Raw genomic sequence first — 24,607 nt, 5'->3', positions numbered from 1 at the left:
GAAGGGATTCGGCGCGGATCGCCGCGCGGATGGGTCCGGTACGGAAAAGATCAGGTGAGCGCGAACGCCACCAGCGGCGTCGTGCTCGGGCGCGTCGACCCGCCCGCCGGCTCCTCGGTCACCCCGAAGGACCCCTTGCCGCGTACGCCCACCAGCAGCCGGGTGCCGGCGCCCTGCCCGGACGGCAGCACCCCGGCCGAGGTGGCGGTGCCGCCCTCGATCAGCCAGAGCTGGTAGGCCCGCCCCGGCGCCGGCGCGGCCAGTCCGTCCAGCAGCGCCACCCCCTCGTCCCGGCTCGCCGACGCGACCACTGTCACCCGGCCACCGGCCGGTGCGGTGGCGCCGCGGACGACCGCGTCCGGGGCGGCCAGCACCGCCCGGATCCGGCCCACCTCGTCCCGGGCCGCGCCGGCCTCGGTGCGCGCGTCGCGTACCCGCTGCTCCTGGGCCACCCAGGTGGCCGCGCCCGCGCCGCCGGCCAGCAGCACGGCGGCGGCCGCGACGGCCACCCGGCGCCGCCAGGTCCCGGCGCCGGGCGGCTCCGCGCGACCCGCCCGGCCGGGCCGTTCCTGCGGGGTGCGCCGGATCTCCGCCAGCACCGCCGCGCGCAACGTGGGCGGCGGCACCGACCAGGTCGGGTCGGCCAGCCGCGCGACCGTCTCGCGCAGTTCGGCCAGTTCCAGCGCGCAGCTCTCGCAGTGGTCCAGGTGCCGGGTGAACGCGGCCCGCTCGACGTCGTCCACCGCGTCGAGCACGTACGCCCCGGCGAGCGCGTGGATGTCGGTCATCGGCTCAGCTCCACTCCCAGGCAGTCGCGGAGACGGATCAGCCCGTCCCGCATGCGGGTCTTGACGGTCGGCAGCGCGGCGTCCAGCAGGCCGGCCACCTCGCGGTAGCTGTGTCCGCCGTAGTAGGCCAGCGTGATCGCCTCGCGCTGCACCTCGGTCAGCACGTCCAGGCAGCGCCGCACCTGCTGCCGCTCCAGCCGCGCCGCCGCCTCCTCGGCCACCTCGTCGTACGGCGTCTCCCGGGAACCGGCGGCGACCCGACGGGCGCGTTCGGCGCCCGCCTGTTCCGACCGGACCCGGTCCACCGCGCGGCGGTGGGCGATGGTGAAGACCCAGGCGGTCGCCGAGCCCCGGGCCGGGTCGAAGCGCGCGGCGGTGCGCCACACCTCCACCAGCACCTCCTGGGCCACCTCCTCGGCCTGGGCCGGATCCCGCAGCACCCGCCGGGCCAGGCCGTAGACCCGGGGCGAGACGATGCCGTAGAGCCGTTCGAACGCGGTCTCGTCGCCGCGCGCCACCGCCCGCAACAGGTCGTCGGCCTCGACCCCCGGGTCCGGGGCGGCCGGGGACAGCGCGTGCAGCCTCGACCGCCCCGGCACGTCACCGGCGCTGTCGCCGTGGGTCATCCGGTCCCGCCTTCCGTCCGCTCCGTCTGCCAGCACGGTAGGCATTCGGAGCCGGGGCCGTCCCGGATGGGCGGGGTTTCCCGCTCCGGCCGCTGTCGCTCGCGTGCAGCAGCCGGAACAGCACCAGCCACTGCTCGGGCCAGACCAGCCCGACCGGGGTGTCCGGCGCGACCCGGGCGGCGCGCAGCGCACCGTCCACCCGGCGGCCGGGATGAGCGGCGCGCAGCGACGCCGCGAGCGAGCCGCCGACGCCGCCGAACCCCAGCTCCACCATCCGCCGGTACGCGGGCAGCACGTCCGGCGCGAGCAGCGGCACGGCGCGGCGCTCCAGGCGCAGGATGCCGCCGTCCACGGCCGGCACCGGCCGGAACGCGTCCCGACGCACCCGCCCGGCCAGCCGCCAGTGGTGCTCCGGCCAGGTGGACACCGTCAGCCGGCTCCACCGGCCGTGGTCACCGGCGCGCTTGCGGGCGTAGTCGAGCTGGGTGAGCAGCGTCGCGGCCCGCAGTCCGGGCGCGGCGAGACACCACCGGACCACCGCCGCGGTCAGTGACCAGGGGATGTTGCCGGCGACCGAGAACGGCTGGTCGGGCGGGGACGCGGACAGGAAGTCGGCCGACCGGATCTCCACGTGCGGCAGCCGCGCGCAGGTCGCCGCCAGGTCCGGCAGCACGGTCGGGTCGACCTCGTAGGCGACCAGCCGGCCGCAGCGCGCGGCGAGCGGCCGGGTCAGCTGTCCACGTCCGGCGCCCACCTCCAGCAGCAGGTCGTCCGGTTCGGGCCGGACCGCCCGGACCATCCGCGCGACGGCGGCCGGGTCGGCGAGGAAGTTCTGGGACAGTACGCGACGGGACCGGTCGCGTGCGGTGGGTCGGCGGGGCGCCACGGGTTCGTCCTGTCTGTCGCCGGACGGCGACGGGTACGGACCGCTGCGCGGGTGTCGACGCCGGGCCGGCGGCGCTCCGGACAGGCCGGGTGCCGTCGGCGTGGGTGAGCCGGCGTGGATCGGTCGGGCGGTCCGAGCGGATCGGGACTCGGACGACCCTGGAGGGTTGGTCGGGACGCGGACCGGCCGGACCACCGCGCCACCTCGGTGAGGTGGGGTGGCCCGTGACCGCCCGACGCCACCACCTCGGCGAGGTGGCGCGGTCGGCGGATACCGGATGCCGCCACCTCGGGGAGATGGCGGGCCTGAGCCGAGGAACGCCACCTCCGGGAGGTGGCGGGACCGGCGGGTGCCCGGGCCGGGGAGGCTCGGGGCAGGTGGTCGGGTCAGGCGCGGCGGTGGGCGTCCCGGCCGGCCAGGGCCGGGCGCCGGACCCGCGGGCGGGCGACCAGGAGGGGCCCCCACGCGGCCGGCGCGGCGGCCACGTCGATCAGGGCATGCGTGAACATGCCGGCCACGCTAGCGGCGGGCCGCTCGGCCCGCGACGGGATTTCTACAGCTCGACCGTGCGGCCCTGGGCCCGGGCGGTCTCCGCCGCGTCGAGGACCGCCACCACCTCGCGACCGAAGCGCACGTCGCAGCGGTGGTCCCGGGTGCCCGCGTCGACCTCCTCCAGCAGCTGGTCCAGCGCGGCGCCGAACGCCTGGAGCACGCTGCCGTCGCCGGGCGGGACGCTCTCGGTGCCGTTCTCGCCGAAGAAGACGAAGTCCCGGGCGACCGCGTCGGCCGGCGCGTCCAGGGTGAGCGAGAGCGAGCTGGTCGCGCCGCCGTCGTGGGTGAGCAGGAGATGCACCAGGCCACTCGGCCCGTCCATCGCGGCGACCCGGGTGACCCGACCGAGCACCGGCAGGATCAGCGACAGCGCGTGCGGGCCGATGTCCCAGAGCGCACCCCGGTCCCGCCGCCACTGCGAGTCGCCGTACGGGTTCCCGGGCTGGTAGATCGAGGCGAACATGGTGGCCCGCGCGTGCTGCCAGCCGCCGGCGGCGGCGGTCGAGGCGAGGAAGCCGGTGACGTTCGGGTGGAAGCGCTGGGTGAAGAAGACCACCGAGGCCACCCCGGACCCCTGGGCGGCGGCGACCACCCGGTCGGCGTCGGCCAGGCCGAGCGCGAGCGGCTTGTCCAGCAGCAGGTGCCGCCCGGCGGTGGCGGCCCGGACGGCGATGTCGGCCTGCACGTCGGGCGGGAGCGCCACGGCGACCGCGTCGCACGCGTCGAGCAACGCGTCGACCTCGGTGAAGGCCGGGACGCCGTGCCGGGTGGCCAGTTCCTCCGCCTTCGCCGGGTTCCGTCCCCACACGCCGGCCAGGCGCGCCCGCGGATGCGCGTCGATGGCCGCGGCGTGCGTCTCCGCCGCCCAGTGACCGGTGCCGAACAACCCGAAGCGCACCCCGACCCCCTGCCGTCGTCGTCGGCCACCGGCGTACGCCCGGGGCCGTGATCCACGCTAGTCGTCCGAACCGCCCGGCGCGCCCCGACCCGGCGGGGACGGCGCTACTACACGGATTAGTAGACTGGGCCGGTGAACGACACAGCGTCGATGACCAGCGCCGCGGCGGCCGGCTCGCCGGTGGACGGGATCCTCGCCACGATCCCGATCGTGCTCTCGCTGGTGGTCGCGGTCTGGGCCCTGGTGGCCGCCGTGCGCCGGCAGCCGCCGGACCGGCTCCAGTTCGTCGGCCTGGCCGTGCTGGAGGTGGCGCTGCTCGCGCTGACCGTGGTCGCGCTCGTCGCGCTCGGCGGGGGCGACCGGCCGGGCGAGCCGGGCGCGTTCTTCGGCTATCTGGTGACGCTGGTCTGCCTGCCGCCGCTGGCCTGGGTGCTGGCCCGGATGGAACCGACCCGGTGGGGCTCCGCGATCGTCTGCGCGATCTGCCTGGTGACGCCGGTCGTGGTGGTCCGGCTGCAGCAGACCTGGGAGGTCGTCGGTGGTTGAGACCCGGACGCCGGAACGTGCCACCAACCGGGGGCCGGGCCGGCTGCTGATCGCGGTCTACATCTTGTTCGCCATCGCCGCGACCTCGCGCGCCGGGCTGCAGATCGCCACGAAGTTCGGCGAGGCGCCGGTGGCGTACCTGCTCTCCGCGCTGGCGGCGCTGATCTACATCGTGGCGGCGGTCGGGCTGGCCCGCGCCGGGCACGCCGGCCGCCGGGTGGCGCTGGCCTGCTGCTCGGTCGAGCTGGTCGGGGTCCTCGCGGTCGGCGTGCTGAGCATCGCCGACCCCGAGCTGTTCCCGGACGAGACGGTGTGGTCGGACTTCGGCAGCGGTTACGGCTACATCCCGCTGGTGCTGCCGGTGCTCGGCCTGTTCTGGCTCTGGCGCACCCGGCGCGACCCCGCCTGAGCGGGGCCGCGCCGGGCAGCGGTCAGTCCTTCGGGCCGCCGGCGACGTAGATGACCTGGCCGGAGACGAACGACGCGCCCTCGCTGGCCAGGAACGAGATGGTGTGCGCGACGTCCTCCGGACGGCCGGCACGGCGTACCGGGATCTCGGCGGCGGCGTGCTGCTGGAGCGCCTCGAAGTCGACCTTCATCCGTGCTGCCGTGGCCGCGGTCATGTCGGTGACGATGAAGCCCGGCGCGACGGCGTTGACGGTCACCCCGAACGGGCCCAGCTCGATCGCCAGCGTCTTGGTGAAGCCCTGGAGGCCGGCCTTGGCGGCCGAGTAGTTCGCCTGCCCCCGGTTGCCCAGCGCCGAGGTGCTGGAGAGGTTGACGATCCGGCCCCACTTGCGCTCGACCATGTGCTTCTGCGCGGCCTGGCTGAACAGGAAGGCGCCGCGCAGGTGCACGCCCATGACCGTGTCCCAGTCGACGTCGGTCATCTTGAACAGCAGGTTGTCCCGGAGCACGCCGGCGTTGTTGACGAGCACGGTCGGGGCGCCCAGTTCGGCGGCGATCCGTGCCACGGCGGCCTCGACCTGGGCCCGGTCGGAGACGTCGGCGCCGACGCCGAGAGCCCGGCCACCGGCCGAGCCGATGGCGTCCACGGTCTCCTTGGTGGCGGACTCGTCGATGTCGACCACGGCGACGACCATGCCGTCGGCCGCCAGCCGGCGGGCGGTGGCCGCGCCGATGCCGCGCGCGGCTCCGGTCACGATGGCGACGCGGGGCTCCTCCGACATGATTACCTCCCGGTAACTTGGGGTCGATCGAAGGAGCCTAACCCGCGCGCGCCGCGATCAGAGGTCCCGGCCCCGGCAGAGCCGGATCCAGCGGTAGCCGTGGCCGGCGAGCTTGAGCCGGTCGAGCTTGCCGACGTCCTCGTAGTTGCGGTCGGTCAGCACGTCGATCGGCAGGTCCGCCTCCGGGGCCAGCGTGCTCAGGTCGATCTCCACGTCCTCGGTGCCGAGGTTGTGCAGGAAGACCATGGTCCCGGTACGCCCGTCGGCGCGGTGCGCGAGCACGCCGGGCGGCATCGGCACGTCGATGTGGGTGGTGCTGCCGGAGCCGATCTCCGGCGCCTCCCGCAGCGTGCGGATCATGCGCTCGAACCAGCCCAGCAGCGAACGCGGGTCCTTGCGCTGGACGGTGACGTTGACCTGCTGGTAGCCGAAGTCCCCCTTGTCGATCACCGGGCGGACCAGCTTCTCCGGCTCGGCCGTGGAGAAGCCGGCGTTCTCCTTGTACGACCACTGCATCGGGGTGCGGATCGCGTCCCGGCCGTCCAGCGCCAGGTCCTCCCCCATTCCGATCTCCTCGCCGTAGCGGAGCACCGGCGTGCCGCGCAGCGAGAACTGGAGCGCGTACGCCAGTTCGATGTGCCGCCGGTCGTTGCCGAGCATCGGGGCGAGGCGGCGGCGGATGCCCCGGCCGTAGAGCTGCATGTTCTCGTCCGGCCCGAACTTCGCCAGCACGTCCTTGCGCTGGTCGGCGGTGAGGCGGGACAGGTCGATCTCGTCGTGGTTGCGCAGGAACGTCGCCCACTGGCCGCCGGTGGGCAGCTTCGGGGTGTCGCGCAGCGCGTCGATGATCGCCTCCGGGTCCTCCCGGGCGAGGGCGAGCATCAGCCGGCCGTTGAGCATGAAGTCGAAGAGCATGTGGATCCGGTTGCCCGAGCCGCTGCCGTCGCCGAAGTAGACCGGCAACTGGTCCGGCTCGACGTTCGCCTCCGCCAGCAGGGCCGCGTCACCCCGGCGCCACTGCACGTGCTGGCGCAGGTCGGTGAGGAAGTCGAAGTCCTTGGGCGAGTTCGGGTTGCCCGGCTCGGTCTTCTCGATGATGAACGGCACGGCGTCCATCCGGAAGCCGGAGACGCCGAGCTGGAGCCAGAACGAGGTGATCTTCTTGATCTCCGCGCGGACCTTCGGGTTCTCGATGTTGAGGTCCGGCTGGAACTTGTAGAAGCGGTGGTAGTACCAGGCCTTGGCGGTGCGGTCATAGGTCCACGTCTCGTGCTGCTCGCCCGGGAACACCATGCCCTGGTGCCGGTCGTCCGGCTCGTGGTCGGCCCAGACGTACCAGTCGCGGTAGGGCGAGTCCGGTGAGGACCGGGCGGACTGGAACCAGGGGTGCTGGTCCGAGGTGTGGTTGACCACCAGGTCGATGATCACCCGGATGCCGCGGTTCTGCGCCTGGTGCAGCAGCTCGGCGAAGTCGCCCAGGGTGCCGAGGCGCGGATCGACGTTGTAGAAGTCGGTCGCGTCGTACCCGTCGTCCTTGTTCGGCGAGGGGTGGATCGGGTTCAGCCAGAGGCAGGTCACTCCCAGCCTGGCCAGGTAGTCCAGTCGCCCGATCAGGCCCTGGAAGTCACCCACCCCGTCGCCGTCGGAGTCCGCGTACGTGTCCACGTCGAGGCAGTAGACGACCGCCTCCTGATACCACCTGTCACCCATGCGGCAACTACTTCTCCGAACGGCCGATCCGGCAAACCCGGTACGGTGCCCCCATGAGCGAGGAGGCCTCGGACTGGTCCGCCGGTGTCTGGCTGAACCCGCCGGAGCGCGCCGAGCCGGTCGACGGTGGCCTGTTGGTGGAGCCGCGCGGCGGCAGCGACTTCTGGCGGCGCACCAGCTACGGCTTCGTGCACGACGACGGCTCGGCGCTGCTCGCGCCGTTCCCGGTGGACAGCGCCGTCGAGGTCTCCTTCCGGCTGGACTACGGCGCGCAGTTCGACCAGGCCGGCGTGCTGGTCCGGGTGGACGAGCGGCGGTGGACCAAGGCCGGCGTCGAGGTCAGCGACGGCGCCCCGCAGGTCGGCGCGGTGGTGACGGACGAGTTCTCCGACTGGTCGGTGGCGCCGGTGCCGGACTGGTCGGGGCGGGACGTGACGGTGCGGGTGAGCCGGGCCGGGGACGCGCTGACCGTACGGGCCCGGGTGGCGGACGAGCCGTGGCGACTGGTCCGGGTCGCACCGCTCGACCCGGCCGCCGAGGCGTCGGCCGGGCCGTACTGCTGCTCCCCCAGCCGGGGCGGCCTGGTGGTCCGCTTCACCGGCTGGCGGCGGGGACCGGCGGACGCGGCGCTGCATCCGGAGAGCTGAGCCACAGGTGTGGGCGGGGCCGGGCCGGGTACTACCCCCGGATCCCCGGCAACCCTGTGGAAGGACCACGATGGCCCTGGCCCAAGACGTCGACCCGAACCAGTTCACCGGGCTGACCGGCTGGGTGGCCAGCGTGATCGACTCGTTCGGCGCGGTCGGCGTGGCCCTGCTGGTGGCGTTGGAGAGCATCATCCCGCCGATCCCGAGCGAGATCGTGTTGGCGATGGCCGGCTATCTCTCCGCCGAGGGCCGGTTCAACGTCCTGCTGATCGTGCTCGCCGCGACGGTCGGTTCGCTGCTCGGCGCGCTGGTGCTCTACTGGCTCGGCGCGGCGCTCGGCGAGGACCGCCTGAAGCGGTGGCTGGACCACATCCCGCTGGTCGACCTGGAGGACCTGGAGAAGGCCGACCGGTGGTTCGAGCGGCACGGCCGCTGGGCGGTGCTGATCGGCCGGGTGGTGCCGGTGGTCCGCAGCCTGGTCTCGATCCCGGCCGGCGCCAACCGCATGCCGTTGGGCGAGTTCGTCCTGCTCACCACGCTGGGCAGTGGGGTGTGGAACGCGTTGATCGTCGGCGCCGGCTTCACCCTCGGGTCGCGGTGGAAGGACGTCGACCGGTACAGCCAGTGGTTCAACTACGCGATCTTCGCCGTGTTCGGCGTCATGATCGTGAGCTGGGCGGTGAAGAAGGTACGCCGGCGGCGCGCCCGGCGGCAGTCGGTGACCGCCGGGCGCTGACCGCCCGCCTCAGCGACGGAACGTGAACCAGTTGACGTTGACGAAGTCGGACGGCTGGCCGCTGCTGAACGTCAGGTAGACCGTGTGCCGCCCGGTCACCCCGCCCACGTTGCCGGGGACCGACCGCCAGGTCTGCCAGCCACCGGTGTTCCCGACCGCGAAGCTGCCGATCGGCGGCGCGGTCGGGCTGTCCACCCGGACCTCGACCAGCCCGCTCACGCCGGCCGCCGCGCCGGAGGCGACCCGGGCCACGAAGTCGCGCGGCGGGGTCGACCCGAAGTCGACGTTGTCGTAGCGGGCCCAGTCACCGTTGGCCAGCCAGCCGATGTCCTGGCCGCCCTCGGCGCACGTCTCCACCTGCACGCCGTTCTGCGCGTTGAACGACTCGGCCTGGATGGTGGCGTAGGCGTCCCGCACCCCGCCGGGCGGCGGGGTGGTCGGGGTCGGCGACGGGTTGCCCCCGCCGCCGCGGGTGTAGACCGCCACGTAGTCGACGAGCATGGACCGGCCGGACACGGTGGCCGAGGTCGGCGTGGCCGAGCCGGCCACCCCGTCCGGGAAGCCGCCGCCCATGGCCACGTTGAGCAGCAGGAAGTAGCCGGCGTGGTTGGTCATCTGACCCCAGTACGGCTCGCCGACCTGGTTCTGCCCGACGGTGTGGAAGAGCTGGCCGTCGACGTACCAGCGCAGTTGCTGCGGGCTCACCGAGGCGTCCCACTCGAACCGGTAGGTGTGGAACGCCGACTGGCAGGTGCTGCCAGGGCAGGCCCGGGACGCGCCGATGCCGTTGAACTCGCCGCACGGGCCGCCCGGCGCGACCCCGCAGTGCAGCACGCCCCAGACCGAGTTGATCCCGTTGACGTTCTCCATCACGTCGAACTCGCCGATGCCCGGCCAGTTCTGGTAGTTGCCCCGGTAGGGGGAACCGAGCGCCCAGAACGCCGGCCAGTAGCCGGCCGCCGCCGCGCCGGTGACGTTGGGCATCTGGATCCGGCCCTCCAGGGCCAGCACGCCGCCGGACGGCGGTTTGAAGTTGGCCCGTACCGTCTCGATCCGGGCCGAGGTCCAGCGGCCGGCGGCGTCCCGCAGCGGCGTGATGCGCAGGTTGCCGGCGCCGTCGTGGGCCAGGTTGGCGGTGCTGGAGGTGTAGGTCTGGATCTCGCCGGTGCCCCAGTTGGCCGGCCCGCCCGGATAGCTGGTGCCGGTGTCGACGATCCAGTTGGCGGACGAGGGCAGCGTGTTGGCGGCGCCGGTGAAGTCGTCGCTCCAGACCAGGCTCCATCCGGAGGGTGGGGCCGGCACGGCCGCCTGCGCGGTCATCGAGACGCCGGCGAGCGCGGTGGTGGCGGCGAGCACGGCGGCGGCCAGGGCGAGCCGGCGGCGTGGCCGGGGCACGGTGGTGGGGGCGGCCGGGGCCGCCGGGATCGGGTCCATGTCGGGGTGCCTCTCTGCGGGGACGGGGCGGAGAGCGCTCTCTGAGAGCGATTTCTACGCGCCCGCCCCCGCACTTGTCAACGCTTGTCGATGGGTTCCGGAACCGGGCGGCGCAGCACCGCCTGCTCCACCGCGGTCCACGCGGTGGTGGTGACCAGGTAGAGCACGGCCGCGAGCGGCACCACCAGCGCCACCAGCACGGTCCCGAACGGCAGCAGCGGCACCAGCCGGCCGAGCACCGCCGCGCCGGGGCCCTCGGCCGGCGCGCCGGCCACCGTGCCGGTGGCGGCGGCCGCCCGACGCGCCCGCCGGGAGGACCACCAGGCCAACGCCAGCAGGACCGCCAGCAGCACCCCGAACACGACCGGCACCGGCCCGGCCAGCCCGTCGCCGAGGTGCCACCCCAGCGGTACGCCGGCCAACCGCTCCCCCAGCAGCTCCGGCGCGCCGTCACCGGTGGCGAAGAGGCGGTACATGACCAGGAAGAACGGCGCCTGCAACAGCGCCGGCAGGCAACCGGCGACCGGGCTGGCGCCGGCCCGCCGGTAGAGCGCGAACAGCTCGCTCTGCAGGCGGGTGGGGTCGTCGGCGTACCGGCGCTGGAGGTCGCGGACCTCGGGCGCGAGCGCCGCGCGGCGCCGCTCCCCACGGACCTGGGCCACGGTGAGCGGCGAGATCAGCAGCCGGACCCCGGCGGTGAACAGGACGATGGCGGCGGCCGTCGCGGCGCCGCCGGCGAGCGGGGCGAGCGTGTCGGCGAGCCAGGTGACGACGACCGCGGCGGCCGAGGCCGCGGCGTGCAACGGTGCGAAGGCAAGCATGGGAAGACCCCTCGGTGGCGATTCCGGATGCCCCGGGGCGGCGACGCGCGGCGGGACGGAGGACGACGGAGTCGGCCAGGAAAGCCAGCAGGAAGGACAGGCGGAGGACACCGGTTCGCCCCCCAGGGGCGGGCGACGGGACCGCAGCCGGGCGGCGCCTGGTGCGGGTGGCTGCCCGCCGGGCGTCCGGCGTGCGGCCGCCGGCATGTGGCTGCCCGGTGGTCCGTGTGGGGTGCGGCTGCCCGGTCCGGTGTGGCTACGCGGCCGAGGGGCGCAGCCCCGGCGCCCGGGGACGCGGACGGCCCGCCGCGTCCGGGTCGACCTGCCGGGGCACCCCGCGCCGGCGGGCGCGGGCCCGCAGGGCGGCGGCGTAGCGGCTGCCGGGCGGCGCGGGCAGCGCCCGGACGCGCAATGCGAGCAGCGTGGCCAGCAACAGCGCGGCGGCGACCGCCGCGCCGGCGAGCAGCCCGACCGGCCGGTCCGCGACCAGGGCGAGGCCATAGGCCCAGAGCCCCGTCAGCACCCCCAGCATCCCCGCCACGAACACCACCGTAGCCCCCCGTGTCACGTCCGGAGTGCCCCTTCGCACCACCTCGCCGAGCTGGCGCAATCCCCTCCCGCCCGACCCACGCGGCCCGGACCCGCCACTACGGCGAGGTGGCGGTATCGAAGCCCGCCTGATCCCCCCACCTCCCCGAACTGGAGGGATCACGGGGGCTCGAACGGGCGAAACGGGCCGACACGCCGAACGGCGCGTTTCCGGGCGACGACACGGTGGGTAACAGGGCCTCGACCACGCGGCACGGTGCCGCAGCGGGTCCGGAGGAAGCGGTGGTGACGATGGGCGGCTCAGTGGCGGAGCGGGAACGGAACGCCGCGCCGGGCGGAACGGACCTGCTGACGGTCGGCGTCGAGGAGGAGTTCCTGCTGGCCGACCCGCACACCGGCGCCGCCGTACCCGCCGTCGACCTGGTGATGGAGCAGGTGCCGGCCGAGCTGCGGGGGCAGGTGGAGCGCGAGTTCCAGACCAGCCAGATCGAGATCGGCAGCCCGCCCGGGCTGGAGCTGTCCTCGATCCGGCACTCGCTGGCGATGCTCCGCACCGAGCTGGCCGACGCCGCCGAGCGGGCCGGCGTACGGCTGCTGGCCATCGGCACCGGTCCGGTCGACGGCCCGGTGCCGCCGGTGGTGGACAAGCCCCGCTTCGACCGGATGATCGAACGGTTCCGGCTGCTGGTGCCCGGCCCCGGCAACAACGGCATGCACGTGCACGTCGGCATCCCGGACCCGGACACCGGCGTCCACGTGCTCAACCACGTCCGCCCCTGGCTGCCGATCCTGCACGCGGTCACCGCCAACTCCCCGTTCTCCCGGGGTGCGGACACCGGCTACGCGAGCTGGCGCTCGGTCGAGTGGGAACGCTGGCCGTCGGTCGCGCCCACTCCCTTCCTGGAGTCGCACGAGCACTACGAGCGCCTGATCCGCCAGCTCATCGCCAGCGGCGTGATGCTGGACGAGGGGATGCTCTACTGGTATGCCCGGCTCTCCGCGAAGTACCCGACCGTGGAGATCAGGATCGGCGACGTCTGCCCATCCGTGGACGACGCGGTGCTGGTCGCGGCGCTGGTCCGGGCGCTCGTGGCGACCGCGCTGACCGACATCGCGGCCGGCCGGCCGGCCGTCAACACCGACCACCACCTGCTGGTCGCGGCGCACTGGCGGGCCGCCCACGACGGGCTGGAGGGCGAGGGCGTCGACCTGACCGACGGCGAGCTGCGCCCGGCCTGGGAGCTGCTGGACCGGCTGGTCGACCGGCTCCGCCCGGAACTGGAGCGGCACGGCGACCTCGAGCGCGTGACCGACCTGCTCGGCGGGCTGCGCCGGCACGGCAGCGGCGCGGCGCGGCAGCGGGCGGTGTTCGCGCGTACCGGCAAGATGGTCGACGTGGTCGCGGACGTGGCCCGGCAGACCCGTGGCTGAGCTGCCCGCCGGCCGGGGCCCGGCGTGACAGGATGAGCGGCGTGGCGGAGCGGATGATCGTCGTCGGCGGGGACGCCGCCGGCATGTCGGCGGCCTCCCAGGCGCGACGCCGTCGTGACCGCACGGACCTGGAGATCGTCGCCTTCGAGCGGGGTCACTTCACGTCCTACTCGGCCTGCGGCATCCCCTACTGGATCAGCGGCCTGGTGCCGGAACGCGACCAGCTCGTGGCCCGCGCCCCGGAAGCCTTCCGCGACGACTTCGACATCGACGTCCGGATGCGGCACGAGGTCACCGCCATCGACCTCGACCGTCGCGAGGTGGTCGCGCGCGACCTGGACGGCGACCGCGAGGTCCGCGTCGGTTTCGACACCCTGGTATACGCCACCGGCGCCCGACCGGTGCAGCCGGAGTGGGCGCGCGACGACGTGGCCGGCGTGTTCGGCGTGCAGACGCTCGACGACGGCGCCGCACTGCTCGACTGGCTCGAACGCGAGCCCCGGCCCCGGCACGCGGTGGTGGTCGGTGGCGGCTACGTCGGCGTGGAGATGGCCGAGGCGCTGGTGCAGCGCGGGCTCTCGGTGCAGCTGGTCGAGCAGGCCGCGCAGCCGATGTCGACGGTCGACCCGGACATGGGCGAGCTGGTGGCCGAGGCGATGCGGGGCACCGGCATCGGCATCCGCACCGGGATGAAGGTCACCGGCCTGGATGAGCGGGACGGGCGGATCGCCGCGGTGGTCACCACCGAGGGACCGATCCCGGCCGACGTCGTGGTGCTGGGTCTGGGCGTACGCCCGAACACCGCGCTCGCCGAGGCCGCCGGCCTGCCGCTCGGCCCGTCCGGCGGGATCCGGGTGGACCGCCGGATGCGGGTGCCCGGCGTGCCCGGCGTGTGGGCGGCCGGCGACTGCGTGGAGAGCCTGCACCGGGTCAGCGGCATGCCGGTGCACGTCCCCCTCGGCACCCACGCCAACAAGCAGGGCCGGGTGGTCGGGATCAACATCGGCGGCGGGTACGCCACCTTCCCCGGCGTGATCGGCACCGCCGTGACGAAGGTGTGCGACCTGGAGGTCGGGCGCACCGGGCTGCGCGAGCAGGACGCGGCCAAGGCCGGCTTCGAGTTCGTCACCGTGCTTGCCGAGTCGACGAGCCGGGCCGGCTACTACCCGGGCGCGGAGAAGATGACCGTGAAGCTGATCGCCGAGCGACCCAGCGGGCGGCTGCTCGGGGCGCAGATCGTCGGCCGGTCCGAGGCGGCCAAGCGGATCGACGCGCTCGCCGTGGCGCTCTGGAACGGCATGACGGTGGACGAGATGACCGCGCTCGACCTGGGCTACGCCCCGCCGTACGCCCCGGTCTGGGATCCGGTGCTGATCGCCGCCCGCAAGGCCGTCGACGCCCTGGCCGGCACGGGTCGCTGACCCGGGCCGGCTATGTCGTCTGCCGCGACTCCGTGGCGGCCTGGACGAAGGCGCGGACCAGGGCGGTCTCCCCGCCGGTGCGCCAGACCGGCGCGTAGTGCAACACCGGCCCGTCGGTGATGGGCAGAAAGGTGATGTCGCCTCGCTGCCGGGTGGATGCCACGTCCGATCCGACCGGAGACACCACCTTGCCGCCGGCGATCCCCCGGAAGGCCTCCTCGAGGGTGTGCACGCCCAGTCCGCGCCGGACGGGTCGCCCGGCCGGGGTGGTGGACGGGGTGTGCGCCTCCCACACGTAGTCGGGAATGGGTCCCTCGGGGTAGACCACCGGATGGTCGCCGAGATCCTCCAGTTCGACGCTGCCCCGGCTGGCCAGCGGATGATCGGCGGCGACCGCCAGCACCAGATCCTCGTGGTGCAGGACCGGCCCGACCGTGAGGTCGGGCTCACGGATGGGTAGCCAGAGGATCCCGATGTCGATCGCGCCGGCCCGCAGCGGCCCGAGGGGGTCGGTGGGCAGGATCTCGCGCAGGCGCAGCTCGCACTGCGGGTGTCGCTGCCGGAACAGGTCGAGAGCGGCCTCGACCGACAGGTATTGGGTGGCCATGGTGCCGACGGTCAGCGTGCCGGCCTGGCCGCGGGCGGTGGCGGTGGCCTCCTCGATGCCGGACATGATCTCGTCGTAGCCGGCGCGGAGACGCTCCCGCAGCCGCTCGCCGAGTGGCGTGAGCCGGACGGCGCGGCTCGTACGCTCGAACAGGCCCCCGCCGATCCGACGCTCCTGCTGCTTGATCGACTGACTGACCCGCGACTGCGACACGTGCAGGCGTTCCGCCGTGCGGCCGAAGTGGAGCTCCTCGGTCAGCGTCAGGAAGATCTCGATGTCACGTAGTTCCACCGGGCGGCCCTGTCTCCCATCGTCACACTCGACCGCAGAGTCTAGGCCGCGGCGGAGACGCGCCGCCCGGTGCGATCCGGGCCACGCGTCACCGTGAGGGCCGGCGTCGATCGATTACCCGTGGCTCATGCGGCGATGCGATCTTCTGCGTTGTTCGGCGAGGGCGGCCGGACGAGGGTGGACGCATGAGCGAAGGCCGGATCGACATCGTGGCGGAGCCGGATCAGCTCGGCGTCGCGCGGTGGCACGCCGTGGCTTCCCCCGGCCGGGTGGCGGGGTTCGCCGGTCTGCGCCCGGTCGAGCCGTTCGAGTGCGGGTGGCCGCCGCCGACGGCCGCGCCTTCCGGCGCTCTCGAACTGAGCCTGCACGTGGAGCCGCCGTGGCGCCGACGGGGGATCGGCTCGCGGCTGCTGGCCGCCGCCGGTGCGCACGCCGCGGGCCGGCGGCTGGTCGCCGAGGTCGGGGCGGGTTCGGCCGGGGAGTCGTTCTGTGTCCGGCACGGCTTCCGACGCACCGGGTCCTGGGATCACGACCTGCTCACCTACTGCGATGTCCACCACGCCTGGCTGGGCGAGTTGGTCGACGTCGAGCACCCCGGCTACCGCCTGCGGCACTGGGCCGGGGACCCGGGCGACGCGACGAGCGTCGAGCAGTTGCTCCGGCGCCCGAGCCGCCCCGGTGACGCGGTGGTGAGCGCGGCGGAGGCGGACGGCGACCTGGTCGCGTACGCCCTGGCACGGAGCGACGGACCGCGGCGGCGGCGCGCCCGCCAGTACGGGCCGGCGGTGCGGGGCGACCATCGCGAACGGCGACTGGGCCTGTGGGTCAACGCCGCCCTGATCAAGCGGATACGGGAGATCCACCCGCACGTCGAAGAGGTCGAGACCCGTACCGCCCACGACGACCCGGCCCAGCTGGCCCTGCGCCGGCACCTGGGCTTCCGACCTCTCGGGCGGAGTGTCCGCTACGAGCTCACCCTGCCGTAACCGGCGGCCCCGACCACCACGACAGCGCGCGGAGCCCACGCGCGCCATCAAGGAGAGGTTTGTCATGAAAGGTGAAGTATGCCCGAGAGACTGCGTCGCCCCGGCCGGAGGCAGGGACCCGCCGCACGATCGCGGCTCCGCCGCCCCCCCGAATCCGACCGACGTCACCCACTCAGGAGTCCGTCACCATGTCCGTCACCCTTTCCGCCCACGACAAACTCACGCTCCGAACAGCCGCCTACGGCGCCGTCACGCTGCTGTCCGCCGCCGGAGCCGCCGGCGGCTCACCCCATCGGATCGCCACCGACGGATCCATCGCCCTGGCCTCGGCAACCGGCCTGGTCGGGCACGTGCTCGCCGAGAAGTCGACGGGCGTGGACCTCAGCGGCAGGTCGGTTGCCGCGATCGCCGACCGGGTGCTGCCCGCACTGACCGAGGCGATGCGCCTGCTCGCCCGGCAGGACCCGAGCGAGGCCGACAACTTCCGCCGTACCGTGGTGGTCGCCCTCGACGCGGGCGTGCGGAGTCGGCAGGGCGGGCCCGGCCCCGCCGTCACCGATATGATCGACAAGATCGTCGCGGCCCTCGACGCCGCCGAGGTGATCGCGTGACGGCCCCGGCGATCTCGGTCTCGGGGCTGCGCAAGGCGTACAAGGACAAGTCCGTCCTGGACGGCATCGACTTCGAGGTTCCCGCCGGCACCATCTTCTCCCTGCTCGGCCCCAACGGCGCGGGCAAGACGACCACGGTCAACGTGCTGACCACGCTGCTGGACGCCGACGGGGGCACGGTCCGTGTCGCCGGCCACGACCTCGCCACCGACGCCCGCGCGGTCCGCGCCGCGATCGGCGTCACCGGCCAGTTCGCGGCCGTCGACGAGTTGCTGACCGGCCGGGAGAACCTCCAGCTGATGGTCGACCTCAACCGGCGGGTGACCGGCGACGGCAGGCGGATCGTCGCGGGTCTGTTGGACCGGTTCGAGCTGGCCGCCTCGGCGGACAAGCCGGCCTCCACCTACTCCGGCGGCATGCGGCGCAAGCTCGACCTGGCGATGACGCTGGTCGGCGACCCGAAGATCATCTTCCTGGACGAGCCGACGACGGGCCTGGACCCCCGCAGTCGCCGCACCATGTGGTCGATCGTGCGGGACCTGGTCGCCGACGGTGTGACCGTCCTCCTCACCACGCAGTACCTGGAGGAGGCCGACCAGCTCGCCGACCGCGTCGCGGTGCTCGACCGGGGTCGCCTGGTCGCGCAGGGCACGCCCGAGGAGCTCAAACGCCTCGTTCCCGGGACCCATGTACGCCTGCGGTTCGCCACCGCCGCCGACCTCGACGCCGCCGCGGGGGTATTCCCCGAGGCGGCCCGCGACGACGACGCGCTGGCCCTGCGGGTGCCCGCCGACGGCGGCACGAAGTCGCTGCGGGCCGTGCTGGACCGACTGGACGAGCACTCCCTCAGCGCCGAGGGGTGCTCCGTGCACACCCCCGACCTCGACGACGTCTTCCTCGCCCTGACGGGCCACCCCACGGAGGTGGACGCGAAATGAGCGCCAACTCATTCGTCATGTTGCGCCGCAACGTCAAACACCTGGGCCGGAACCCGACGTCGGTGTTCAACGCCGTCCTGATGCCGATCATCATCATGCTGATGTTCGTCTACATGTTCGGCGACGCCTTCGACGTCGGCGTCGACTACATCGACTACGCGACGCCGGGCCTGATCCTGCTGGCCGTCTGCTACGGGCTGGGCGGCACCGCCACGGCGGTGAACTCCGACATGACCAAGGGCATCATCAACCGGTTCAAGGTCATGGACGTCTCCCGCGGCGCGATCCTGGCGGGCCACGTCATCGCCAGCCTGCTGACCAACCTGATCGCCGTCGCGGCGCTCGTCGGGGTGGCCTTCCTGCTGGGGTTCAGCCCGAATGCCGGCCTGGTCGACTGGCTCGCGGTGGGCGGCGTCACGGTGCTGCTCGCGTTCGCGGCGGGCTGGTTCACCGTCGCGCTGGGGCTGTCCGCGAAGTCGCCGGAGACGGCGGGCATGGCCGCCGTCCCGCTGGTCATGCTCCCGTTCTTCAGCAGCGCCATCGTCCCGGCCGAGAAGATGGGCCCCGGCCTGCGGCAGTTCGCCGAGTACCAGCCCTTCACGCCGATCATCGAGACCGTGCGCGGGCTGCTCGACGGCGCGCCCGACACCACCGACGCGTCCCTCGCGGTCGCCTGGTGCGTGGCCATCGCGCTCGTCGGCTACCTGTGGGCGCGCTCGACCTTCCGCAAGCGAGCGTGACCTTCGCCGGTGGAGTTGTTCGCGGCGCCGCCCCGGCGGCCCTGGCCCGATCCGGCAGTGCCGCGGACGTCAGGGCACCGCCGGATCGAGAACGCCTGGCGCGCGGCACCCGCGCGCCAGGCGTGGCGCGCGGCACGCCGTCCGGTGGGGAGCGTTCCCGCCTCGCGCCCGCCGTCACGCTGGCTCCGCGGTCGGAGCTGCTGCCGGCTCACCGGCAGAGCCAGCGGATCGGTCGTCCCACCGCCGACGGGTCGGCGTCCGTGTCACCGAGCTGCTCGCCCGCGATGATCCGCCCGTCGTCGCTCACGACCCACGGCACTGTGTGGCGCAGGCCGACGCCCGGTTCGGGAGCCGGCAGGTGGAGCAGGCGGGAACCGGTCAGCAGGGCGCCGGTCGGATGCGCCACCGGTTGGCCGTACGAGCCCACGGTCCAACCCCGGGAGTTCACCGCGACCGGTACGAACTCCGCGCTCGTGTGCGGGGCGACGAAGTCACCGGTCCGCAGGTCCAGCAGCGTCGGCGCGTACAGTGCGCGCGGCTGCTCACGGGGGGTGGAACCGAGCAACCAGTTTCCCCCGACCGACCGGGGCAGGAATCCGCGCGCCCCGTTGCCCGCCGTGGTCGGCATCGGCAGGAACTCACCGGTTCCGTCCGGCCGCCACCGGTAGCCCCGGTTGAGGTTCGGTCCGTAGCCATCGGTCAGCTCCAGCCCCTCCTCGCTCACCGTACCGATGATCGTGCCGTCGCCGGCGATGCCGATCGCCGTCCCCTCCCACCCCGGCCCGGGCAGCGCGAGGTCCACCGGCTCGCTCGTGGCCGAGGCCCAGAGGACCGGGACCGGCCGGACCCGCCGTCCCACCGGCTGCAGCCGCTCCCCCACCACCCGACCCGCGTCGTCCACCGCTGTCGGCCGGAGGCCGTCGCCTCCGGGGAGGCGGTCGACGCGGCCGTCCCGGACGACGTACGCCCGGTCGTCCGCGGCCCCGACGACCGTGCCGGCCGAGTTGACGGCCGCCGCCACCCCGTGACGCAGGGCACCCGGCAGCTCCGTCACCCGGTCACCGTGCCAGAGCACGGCCGTCTGCTGATCCGAACCGCGTCGCGCGGCGGAGCCGATCAGCCACCGGCCGGTCCGGTCGCCGCCGCTCACCGCGCCGCCGTCCGTGCCCTCGGGCAGCGGCAGGGGCGCGACGGTGCAGGCCGTCGGCGGCGGCACCGCGGACGGCGCGGGCGGCGGGGCGGGGCGGAGGAACAGCGGTGTCGCGCCGGCCGCCAGCGCGATGGCCACCGCCACCCCTCCCGCCACGGCGCCCCGGTGTCGGCGACGACGCCGACGGCCCTCGCGCAGGGCGTCGCCCAGATCCACCCTCGGCCCCCGGGGCGGCTCATCCCCCGCCTCGCGCAGGAGCAGCGTGATCCGGTCCTCGTCCCATGTCATCGCGTCACTCCCGTCGTCCCGGCCGGCGCTGTCTCCGTGAGCAGCCGGCGCATCGCGGTCAGACCGTGCGAGGTCTGGCTCTTCACCGTGCCCGGGGAGCAGCCCAGGATCCGGGCCACCTCCTCGACCGGCAGGTCGTGCAGGAAGCGGAGCACCAGGACGGCCCGCTGCCGGGGCGGCACCCGGTCGAGCGCGGCGCGCAGCGTCGTCCGGTCGTCGGCGCCCCGGTCCTCGACCGGTCGGGTGTCCGGCGGCGACCCGAACAGCCGCACCCGCCACCAGCCCGTGCGCCGGCCGTCGAGGAACAGTCGCACCAGGACCGACCGGACGTAGGCGTCCCGGTGCTCGGCCCGAGCCACCCGGGACCAGCGCTGGAACAGCCGGGTCACGGTCTCCTGCACCAGGTCGTCCGCCTGGTCGACGTCGCCGCTGAGCGCGTACGCCAGACGGTGCAGCGCAGGCAGGCGAGCGCTGACGTACTCCATGTACTCCTGGTCCGATGCGTCTGGCATCCGGTTACCTCCGTCGCTCCACCCGTTCAGACGGGGTCCGGCCGGATTCGGTTGTACGGATCCGCCGGTTCGTTGCCCGCAACGGGGCAGCGGAGGCGGAACGGAATTCAGTACGGTGCCCAGACAGCGACTCTCCGTCGCGTCGATCCGACCCGGAAGGGGCACCTGACATGCGGTGGTGGCGAACGGCTGCGGCGAGTCTCCTCCTGCTGCCGGGCGGCCTGGTCGCCGGCGCTCCGGCCGCGAGCGCCGCGGCCGATCAGGCGCCGCCGGTGCTGGCCGGCATCACCGTCTCCCCCGACGCGGTCTCCGTGTCCGGGGTGGACCTGGTGCCGGTGACCGTGTCCGCGCACCTGACCGACGAGACCGGGGTCGAGCCGAGCGGCGAGATGGACGGCAGCAACCTGCCGGCCGTCACCCTCCTGCGGGCTGCCGGCGCCGACGCGACCGCCTCCCAGTCCGCCGAGCTGTCGCTCACCTCCGGCACACCGCAGGACGGCGTCTGGAGCGCGACGATCCAGGTGCCGTCCACCTGGGACGGTGAGTGGGAGGTCAGCCGGCTGGTCGCGGTGGACTCGGCCGCCAACCGTCTCGACGTCGACCCGCCGGCCTCGGCGGACACGAGGCTCGCCGTCACCGGCACCCACAAGCCCGCGGTCACCATGCGGTTCGCGCCGGATCCGCTGGCCGGCGACGGTCCGCTCACGGTCGAGGGGCGGTTCTACGACGAGGACACCGGCAAGGGCATCGGCAACCAACCGATCTACTTCGGCCAGGACAACCTCTGCGTCGAGTCCCCGAGCCCACCCAACGGCACCACCCGGGCGGACGGCACCTTCTCCCGGGTCTACCCGAGGGGCGACGACTTCCTGCACTGCGTCGGCATCCTGCGCCCGTCCGACATCAGGATCGCCACCTCGTTCATCGTCGTCGCGGCGCGTCACCCGCGGGTCAGGCCGCTTGTCTCGGTGACCGCCAGCAGCACCAGCGTCGCACCGGGCAGGAAGGTCACCTTCACCGGCACGGTCAAGCCCAGCACGCCCGACGTCGTGCTCCAGCAGCTGCGCGGCGGGACGTGGCGCAAGGTGGCCGGCGCGTCGGTCGGCGACGGCGGCCGCTACACCCTCTCCGTGACCCCGCCAACAGCCGGCACCTTCCGCTACCGGGTGGTGGCGCCCAAGGACGACCCGGCGCTGGCGGGCGTGTCCGAGACCGTCACGGTCCGGGTGGTGGCGCCAGGCGGTGCCGGCCAGCCCGACGGCGGCTCCGGCGGCGGCTCCGGGACGCTGCCGATCACCGGCCCCGCGATTCCGTCGCTGGTCGGTGGCGCGGCGGCTCTCCTGCTCGCCGGCGCCGGCCTGATGCTGGTGGCCCGGCGACGCCGGGTGGTCACCGCGACGGAGGGCCACGTCACCGGCCGCTAGGCACGGCAGGATGCCGACGCTTGCCCGGCTTCTCCGGCCCCGGCACGGCGGGGCGGTGTCGGTCGCCCGGGTCGGTCAGGATGACCGGATGCGGTGGGAGATTCCGAACGGATTGCGGTGGGTCGAGCGGGCACCGGCCGGACGGGCGTGGCTGACCGATCTGCCCGGCCGGCTGGCGGACTGCGCGGCGCGCTGGGAGCTGACGCTCGGCCCGCCGTTCGCCTACGCGTTCGCGTCGTTGGCCCTGCCGGCCGAGCTGCCGGACGGGACGCGGGCGGTGCTGAAGCTCCAGTACCCGGACGACGACAGCGTCCACGAGGCCACCGCGCTGGCGCACTGGGCCGGTCAGGGCGCGATCCGGCTGCTCGCCCACGACGCCGGGCGTCGGGCGCTGCTGGTCGAGCGGTGCGACCCGGGTACGCCGCTGCACGCGCTGCCGCCCGACGCCGCGCTCGACGTCGCGGTCGGCCTGCTGCCCCGGCTCGGGGTGCCGGCCGGGCCGCCGTTCACCCCGCTCGCCGAGGAGGCGGCCGGCTGGGCGGAGCGGATGCCGGGGAACTGGCGGCGGGCCAACCGCCCGTACGAGCGACGACTGCTGGACGCCGCGCTCGGGCTGTTGGCCGAGCTGGCGCCGGACCAGGGCGAGCAGGTGCTGGTCAACCAGGACCTGCACGCCGGCAACGTGCTGGCCGCCGGTCGTGAGCCGTGGCTGGTCATCGACCCGAAGCCGCTGGTCGGCGAGCGGGAGTTCGCGGTGGTGCCGCTGGTGCGCGGCGCCGAGCTGGGTCACTCCCCGGCGGCGGTCCGGCACCGGCTCGACCGGCTCAGCGCGGAGCTGGGCCTGGACCGGGAGCGGGTGCGCGGCTGGGCGGTCGGTCAGACGCTGGCCTGGAGCATCGGCGGCGACCAGGTCTTCCCCGGCCAGGTCGAGACGGTCCGTTGGCTGCTGGACGAGGGGTGACTCAGCCCGCCTGGCAGGTGGGGCACCAGTAGAGGTTGCGGCCCGCCAGCGTCCCCCGGCGCACCTCGGCGCCGCAGACGTGGCAGGGCGCGCCGGGACGGCGGTAGACGTAGACCTCGCCACCGTGCCGGTCGACCCGGGGCGCCCGGCCCGTCGCCTCCGGCAGGTCCTCGTCGCGCACGGTGTCGATCCGGCCCCGCTCGACCGCGCGGGTCATCAGGGTCACCAGGTCCACCCAGAGGTCCGCCCACCCGGCCGGCGTCAGGTCCCGGCCGGGCAGCAGCGGCGGCAGGCCGGCGCGGAACAGCGCCTCGGTCACGAAGATCAGGCCGGTGCCAGCCACCACGGACTGGTCCAGCAGCAGCGCGGCCAGCGGGGTGGGGCTGCGCCGGATCCGCGCGTACGCCCGGTCCGGGTCGGCGTCGGCGCGCAGCGGGTCGGGGCCGAGCCGCTCGCGCAGCGCCGCCACCTCAGGCGAGGTGAGCAGCTCGCAGGCGGTGGGTCCACGCAGTTCCAGCCAGTGCCGGTCGCTGCGCAGCCGCAGCCGCAGCTGCCCGACCGCCGGCGGCGGCTCCCCCGACCCGTCGGCGAACTTCCCGTACAGCCCGAGGTGCACGTGCAGCGTCAGCTCGCCCGCGTAGTGGTGCAGCAGGTGCTTGCCATACGCCTCGGTGCCGTCGAGGACGGTGCCGCTGAGGCGGGCGGCGCCCTCGGCGAAGCGCCCCTGCGGGCTGTCGGCGTGCACCTTGTCGCCGGCGAACAGCTCGGCGTGCCGGGCGGCGAGGCGGTGGATGGTGTGTCCCTCTGGCACGACCGCCAAGGTTAGCCAGCCGGGCCGGGCCCCGCCACGGGACGTCATTGAATCGACGCCTGTCGAATGCCAGACTGGTCGCGTTCGCGCCCGGGAGCCGGTGCGAGCCGCTCGATCCGGGGAGGGACGCGCGGGGTGGTGCGCCACCCGGCGCCGGGCAGCCTCTCCCCCACCCGTCCCGCTGGTCGCGCCACGGCGCAGGGCCGCGCCGAGGCGATCGCGCGGCGGGGCCGTGACCGTCTCCCGTCCGGCGTCGGCCCGGCCCGGCGCCCGCAGTCCCAGGAGTACCCCATGGTTCGCACGTTCGGCGCGGCCCTGGCCGCCGCGCTCGCCCTGACCGGCCTGGCCGCTCCGGCCGGCGCCCTCCGCTCGCCCGCCTCCACGGCGGCGACGCCCACGCCCGCCCCGACGCTGACCTGCCCGCCCGCGCTGCCGGTCAGCGGCCAGGTCACCGGGGCCACCACCAGCAGTCTCACCATCGCCTACTGGATGGTGCTCAGCCCACCCTGCGGCTACGACCCCCCGCTGGTCGTCAGCCTCTTCGCCAGCCGCGAGGACGCCACGCAGTGGCGCGATCCGGTGGCCGAGGCCGTCACGGGCCCGGAACGCTCCGGGTCGGTGACCGTCGGCGGGTTGACACCCGGCACCGCCTACTGGTTCCGGTTCGGCGACACCAAGGGCGTCCGGGATCCGTACGTGATCGGCGGGCCGGCGCGGACCCTGTCGTTCTGCGCCGCGACGGCCACGATCGACAGCAGCTGGGGCGGCGGCTTCGTCGCCACGGTCACCGTGCGCAACAACGGGACCGCGCCGATGTCGGGCTGGCTCACCTCCTGGCGGTGGTCCGGTGACGAACGCGTCCAGTCGGTCTGGGGCGGGGTCGCGGAGGGCGTCGGCCCGGACGTCACGGTCCGCAACGCCTCCTGGAACGGGACGCTGCCCCCGGGCGGTTCGACGATGTTCGGCCTGCTCGTGGCGACCAGCGCGGCGCCCGGCACCATCACGCCGGACTGCCGCGGGTGACCCGGGGAGGCGCGGAGCGGGCGACGGGTG

Annotated in this window: 26 protein-coding genes and 1 pseudogene; 13 read left to right on the top strand and 14 right to left on the bottom strand. The window is 74.3% G+C overall.

Going from position 1 to position 24,607, the window contains the following annotated elements; genetic code table 11:
* Positions 1 to 50: 50 nt before the first annotated feature.
* From CO540_RS24850 to CO540_RS24835, 5 genes and pseudogenes are all read right to left on the bottom strand, one after another.
* The gene (locus CO540_RS24850; protein ID WP_099163844.1) at positions 51 to 788 is read right to left on the bottom strand and encodes an anti-sigma factor domain-containing protein; all 738 of its coding nucleotides are present in this window, start codon (positions 786 to 788) and stop codon (positions 51 to 53) included.
* Entirely contained in the window at positions 785 to 1,414 is a 630-nt protein-coding gene (gene sigK / locus CO540_RS24845; protein ID WP_099163843.1) for an ECF RNA polymerase sigma factor SigK, read from the bottom strand. Before sigK ends, CO540_RS24850 begins: the two co-directional genes overlap by 4 nt.
* A 100-nt stretch (positions 1,415 to 1,514) precedes the next feature.
* Positions 1,515 to 2,300: pseudogene (gene erm, locus CO540_RS24840) on the bottom strand (ErmE/ErmH/ErmO/ErmR family 23S rRNA (adenine(2058)-N(6))-methyltransferase); the annotation flags it as partial.
* A 386-nt stretch (positions 2,301 to 2,686) separates the two neighbouring features.
* On the bottom strand, positions 2,687 to 2,809 hold the full coding sequence (locus CO540_RS31155) for a hypothetical protein (protein WP_256385999.1): 123 nt from the start codon (positions 2,807 to 2,809) through the stop codon (positions 2,687 to 2,689).
* A 44-nt stretch (positions 2,810 to 2,853) separates the two neighbouring features.
* A complete protein-coding gene (locus CO540_RS24835) occupies positions 2,854 to 3,750 on the bottom strand; it encodes a Gfo/Idh/MocA family protein (RefSeq protein WP_099163841.1) in 897 nt (298 codons plus the stop codon).
* Positions 3,751 to 3,900: 150 nt separating this feature from the next.
* Here CO540_RS24835 and CO540_RS24830 point away from each other — a divergent pair, with 150 nt between their 5' ends.
* Positions 3,901 to 4,296 (top strand): hypothetical protein, encoded by a 396-nt coding sequence (locus CO540_RS24830; protein WP_099163840.1) that lies wholly within the window; start codon positions 3,901 to 3,903, stop codon positions 4,294 to 4,296.
* Positions 4,289 to 4,705, top strand: a complete 417-nt coding sequence (locus CO540_RS24825) for a hypothetical protein (RefSeq protein ID WP_099163839.1) — start codon at positions 4,289 to 4,291, stop codon at positions 4,703 to 4,705. Before CO540_RS24830 ends, CO540_RS24825 begins: the two co-directional genes overlap by 8 nt.
* 22 nt (positions 4,706 to 4,727) lie before the next feature.
* Here the strand turns inward: CO540_RS24825 and fabG are convergent, their stop codons facing one another.
* Positions 4,728 to 5,486, bottom strand: a complete 759-nt coding sequence (gene fabG / locus CO540_RS24820) for a 3-oxoacyl-ACP reductase FabG (RefSeq protein ID WP_099163838.1) — start codon at positions 5,484 to 5,486, stop codon at positions 4,728 to 4,730.
* Between the two features lie 57 nt (positions 5,487 to 5,543).
* A complete protein-coding gene (locus CO540_RS24815) occupies positions 5,544 to 7,196 on the bottom strand; it encodes an alpha-amylase family protein (RefSeq protein WP_099163837.1) in 1,653 nt (550 codons plus the stop codon).
* A 53-nt stretch (positions 7,197 to 7,249) separates the two neighbouring features.
* On the opposite strand from CO540_RS24815, the gene CO540_RS24810 reads away from it, so the two are divergent.
* Positions 7,250 to 7,843, top strand: a complete 594-nt coding sequence (locus CO540_RS24810; RefSeq protein WP_099163836.1) for a DUF1349 domain-containing protein — start codon at positions 7,250 to 7,252, stop codon at positions 7,841 to 7,843.
* Between the two features lie 70 nt (positions 7,844 to 7,913).
* Complete coding sequence (locus CO540_RS24805) at positions 7,914 to 8,579, top strand: DedA family protein (RefSeq protein ID WP_099163835.1); 666 nt, start codon at positions 7,914 to 7,916, stop codon at positions 8,577 to 8,579.
* Between the two features lie 9 nt (positions 8,580 to 8,588).
* Here CO540_RS24805 and CO540_RS24800 read toward each other — a convergent pair whose 3' ends face one another.
* The 3 genes from CO540_RS24800 to CO540_RS24790 form a co-directional block, all read right to left on the bottom strand.
* On the bottom strand, positions 8,589 to 10,013 hold the full coding sequence (locus tag CO540_RS24800) for a carbohydrate-binding protein (protein ID WP_099163834.1): 1,425 nt from the start codon (positions 10,011 to 10,013) through the stop codon (positions 8,589 to 8,591).
* 77 nt (positions 10,014 to 10,090) lie between these two features.
* Complete coding sequence (locus CO540_RS24795) at positions 10,091 to 10,834, bottom strand: membrane protein insertase YidC (RefSeq protein ID WP_099163833.1); 744 nt, start codon at positions 10,832 to 10,834, stop codon at positions 10,091 to 10,093.
* A gap of 256 nt (positions 10,835 to 11,090) precedes the next feature.
* Positions 11,091 to 11,366 (bottom strand): DUF6412 domain-containing protein, encoded by a 276-nt coding sequence (locus tag CO540_RS24790; protein WP_099164925.1) that lies wholly within the window; start codon positions 11,364 to 11,366, stop codon positions 11,091 to 11,093.
* 299 nt (positions 11,367 to 11,665) lie between these two features.
* On the opposite strand from CO540_RS24790, the gene CO540_RS24785 reads away from it, so the two are divergent.
* The gene (locus tag CO540_RS24785) at positions 11,666 to 12,814 is read left to right on the top strand and encodes a glutamate--cysteine ligase (protein ID WP_099163832.1); all 1,149 of its coding nucleotides are present in this window, start codon (positions 11,666 to 11,668) and stop codon (positions 12,812 to 12,814) included.
* Positions 12,815 to 12,855: 41 nt separating this feature from the next.
* The gene (locus tag CO540_RS24780; RefSeq protein WP_099164924.1) at positions 12,856 to 14,235 is read left to right on the top strand and encodes an FAD-dependent oxidoreductase; all 1,380 of its coding nucleotides are present in this window, start codon (positions 12,856 to 12,858) and stop codon (positions 14,233 to 14,235) included.
* A gap of 10 nt (positions 14,236 to 14,245) precedes the next feature.
* Here the strand turns inward: CO540_RS24780 and CO540_RS24775 are convergent, their stop codons facing one another.
* The gene (locus CO540_RS24775; RefSeq protein ID WP_099163831.1) at positions 14,246 to 15,133 is read right to left on the bottom strand and encodes a LysR family transcriptional regulator; all 888 of its coding nucleotides are present in this window, start codon (positions 15,131 to 15,133) and stop codon (positions 14,246 to 14,248) included.
* Between the two features lie 185 nt (positions 15,134 to 15,318).
* Here CO540_RS24775 and CO540_RS24770 point away from each other — a divergent pair, with 185 nt between their 5' ends.
* The 4 genes from CO540_RS24770 (at position 15,319) to CO540_RS24755 (ending at position 18,408) form a co-directional block, all read left to right on the top strand.
* The gene (locus CO540_RS24770) at positions 15,319 to 16,119 is read left to right on the top strand and encodes a GNAT family N-acetyltransferase (RefSeq protein WP_099163830.1); all 801 of its coding nucleotides are present in this window, start codon (positions 15,319 to 15,321) and stop codon (positions 16,117 to 16,119) included.
* Positions 16,120 to 16,307: 188 nt separating this feature from the next.
* Complete coding sequence (locus CO540_RS24765) at positions 16,308 to 16,730, top strand: hypothetical protein (protein ID WP_099163829.1); 423 nt, start codon at positions 16,308 to 16,310, stop codon at positions 16,728 to 16,730.
* Complete coding sequence (locus CO540_RS24760; protein ID WP_099163828.1) at positions 16,727 to 17,668, top strand: ATP-binding cassette domain-containing protein; 942 nt, start codon at positions 16,727 to 16,729, stop codon at positions 17,666 to 17,668. Before CO540_RS24765 ends, CO540_RS24760 begins: the two co-directional genes overlap by 4 nt.
* A complete protein-coding gene (locus tag CO540_RS24755; RefSeq protein ID WP_099163827.1) occupies positions 17,665 to 18,408 on the top strand; it encodes an ABC transporter permease in 744 nt (247 codons plus the stop codon). Before CO540_RS24760 ends, CO540_RS24755 begins: the two co-directional genes overlap by 4 nt.
* A 208-nt stretch (positions 18,409 to 18,616) precedes the next feature.
* Here CO540_RS24755 and CO540_RS24750 read toward each other — a convergent pair whose 3' ends face one another.
* The gene (locus CO540_RS24750) at positions 18,617 to 19,846 is read right to left on the bottom strand and encodes a hypothetical protein (RefSeq protein WP_157779176.1); all 1,230 of its coding nucleotides are present in this window, start codon (positions 19,844 to 19,846) and stop codon (positions 18,617 to 18,619) included.
* Positions 19,843 to 20,358, bottom strand: coding sequence for a SigE family RNA polymerase sigma factor (locus CO540_RS24745; protein WP_099163825.1), 516 nt, complete (start codon positions 20,356 to 20,358; stop codon positions 19,843 to 19,845). The genes CO540_RS24750 and CO540_RS24745 overlap by 4 nt, the downstream gene beginning before the upstream one ends.
* 170 nt (positions 20,359 to 20,528) lie before the next feature.
* Between CO540_RS24745 and CO540_RS24740 the strand changes: the two genes are divergently transcribed.
* Positions 20,529 to 21,782: an Ig-like domain repeat protein gene (locus CO540_RS24740; protein WP_099163824.1), complete on the top strand. Its 1,254-nt coding sequence runs from the start codon at positions 20,529 to 20,531 to the stop codon at positions 21,780 to 21,782.
* Positions 21,783 to 21,870: 88 nt separating this feature from the next.
* Positions 21,871 to 22,743 carry an aminoglycoside phosphotransferase family protein gene (locus tag CO540_RS24735; protein ID WP_099164923.1) on the top strand — a complete coding sequence of 291 codons (873 nt, stop codon included), beginning with the start codon at positions 21,871 to 21,873 and terminating at the stop codon, positions 22,741 to 22,743.
* A 1-nt stretch (position 22,744) separates the two neighbouring features.
* Here CO540_RS24735 and CO540_RS24730 read toward each other — a convergent pair whose 3' ends face one another.
* Complete coding sequence (locus CO540_RS24730) at positions 22,745 to 23,554, bottom strand: Fpg/Nei family DNA glycosylase (protein WP_099164922.1); 810 nt, start codon at positions 23,552 to 23,554, stop codon at positions 22,745 to 22,747.
* Positions 23,555 to 23,845: 291 nt separating this feature from the next.
* Here CO540_RS24730 and CO540_RS24725 point away from each other — a divergent pair, with 291 nt between their 5' ends.
* On the top strand, positions 23,846 to 24,577 hold the full coding sequence (locus CO540_RS24725; protein ID WP_099164921.1) for a cellulose binding domain-containing protein: 732 nt from the start codon (positions 23,846 to 23,848) through the stop codon (positions 24,575 to 24,577).
* Positions 24,578 to 24,607 lie beyond the last annotated feature (30 nt).

This window comes from Micromonospora sp. WMMA2032, assembly GCF_002688545.1.
In the GTDB taxonomy this organism is placed as follows: Bacteria; Actinomycetota; Actinomycetes; order Mycobacteriales; family Micromonosporaceae; genus Micromonospora; species Micromonospora sediminicola.
This window is presented reverse-complemented; position numbering and strand designations above follow the sequence as displayed.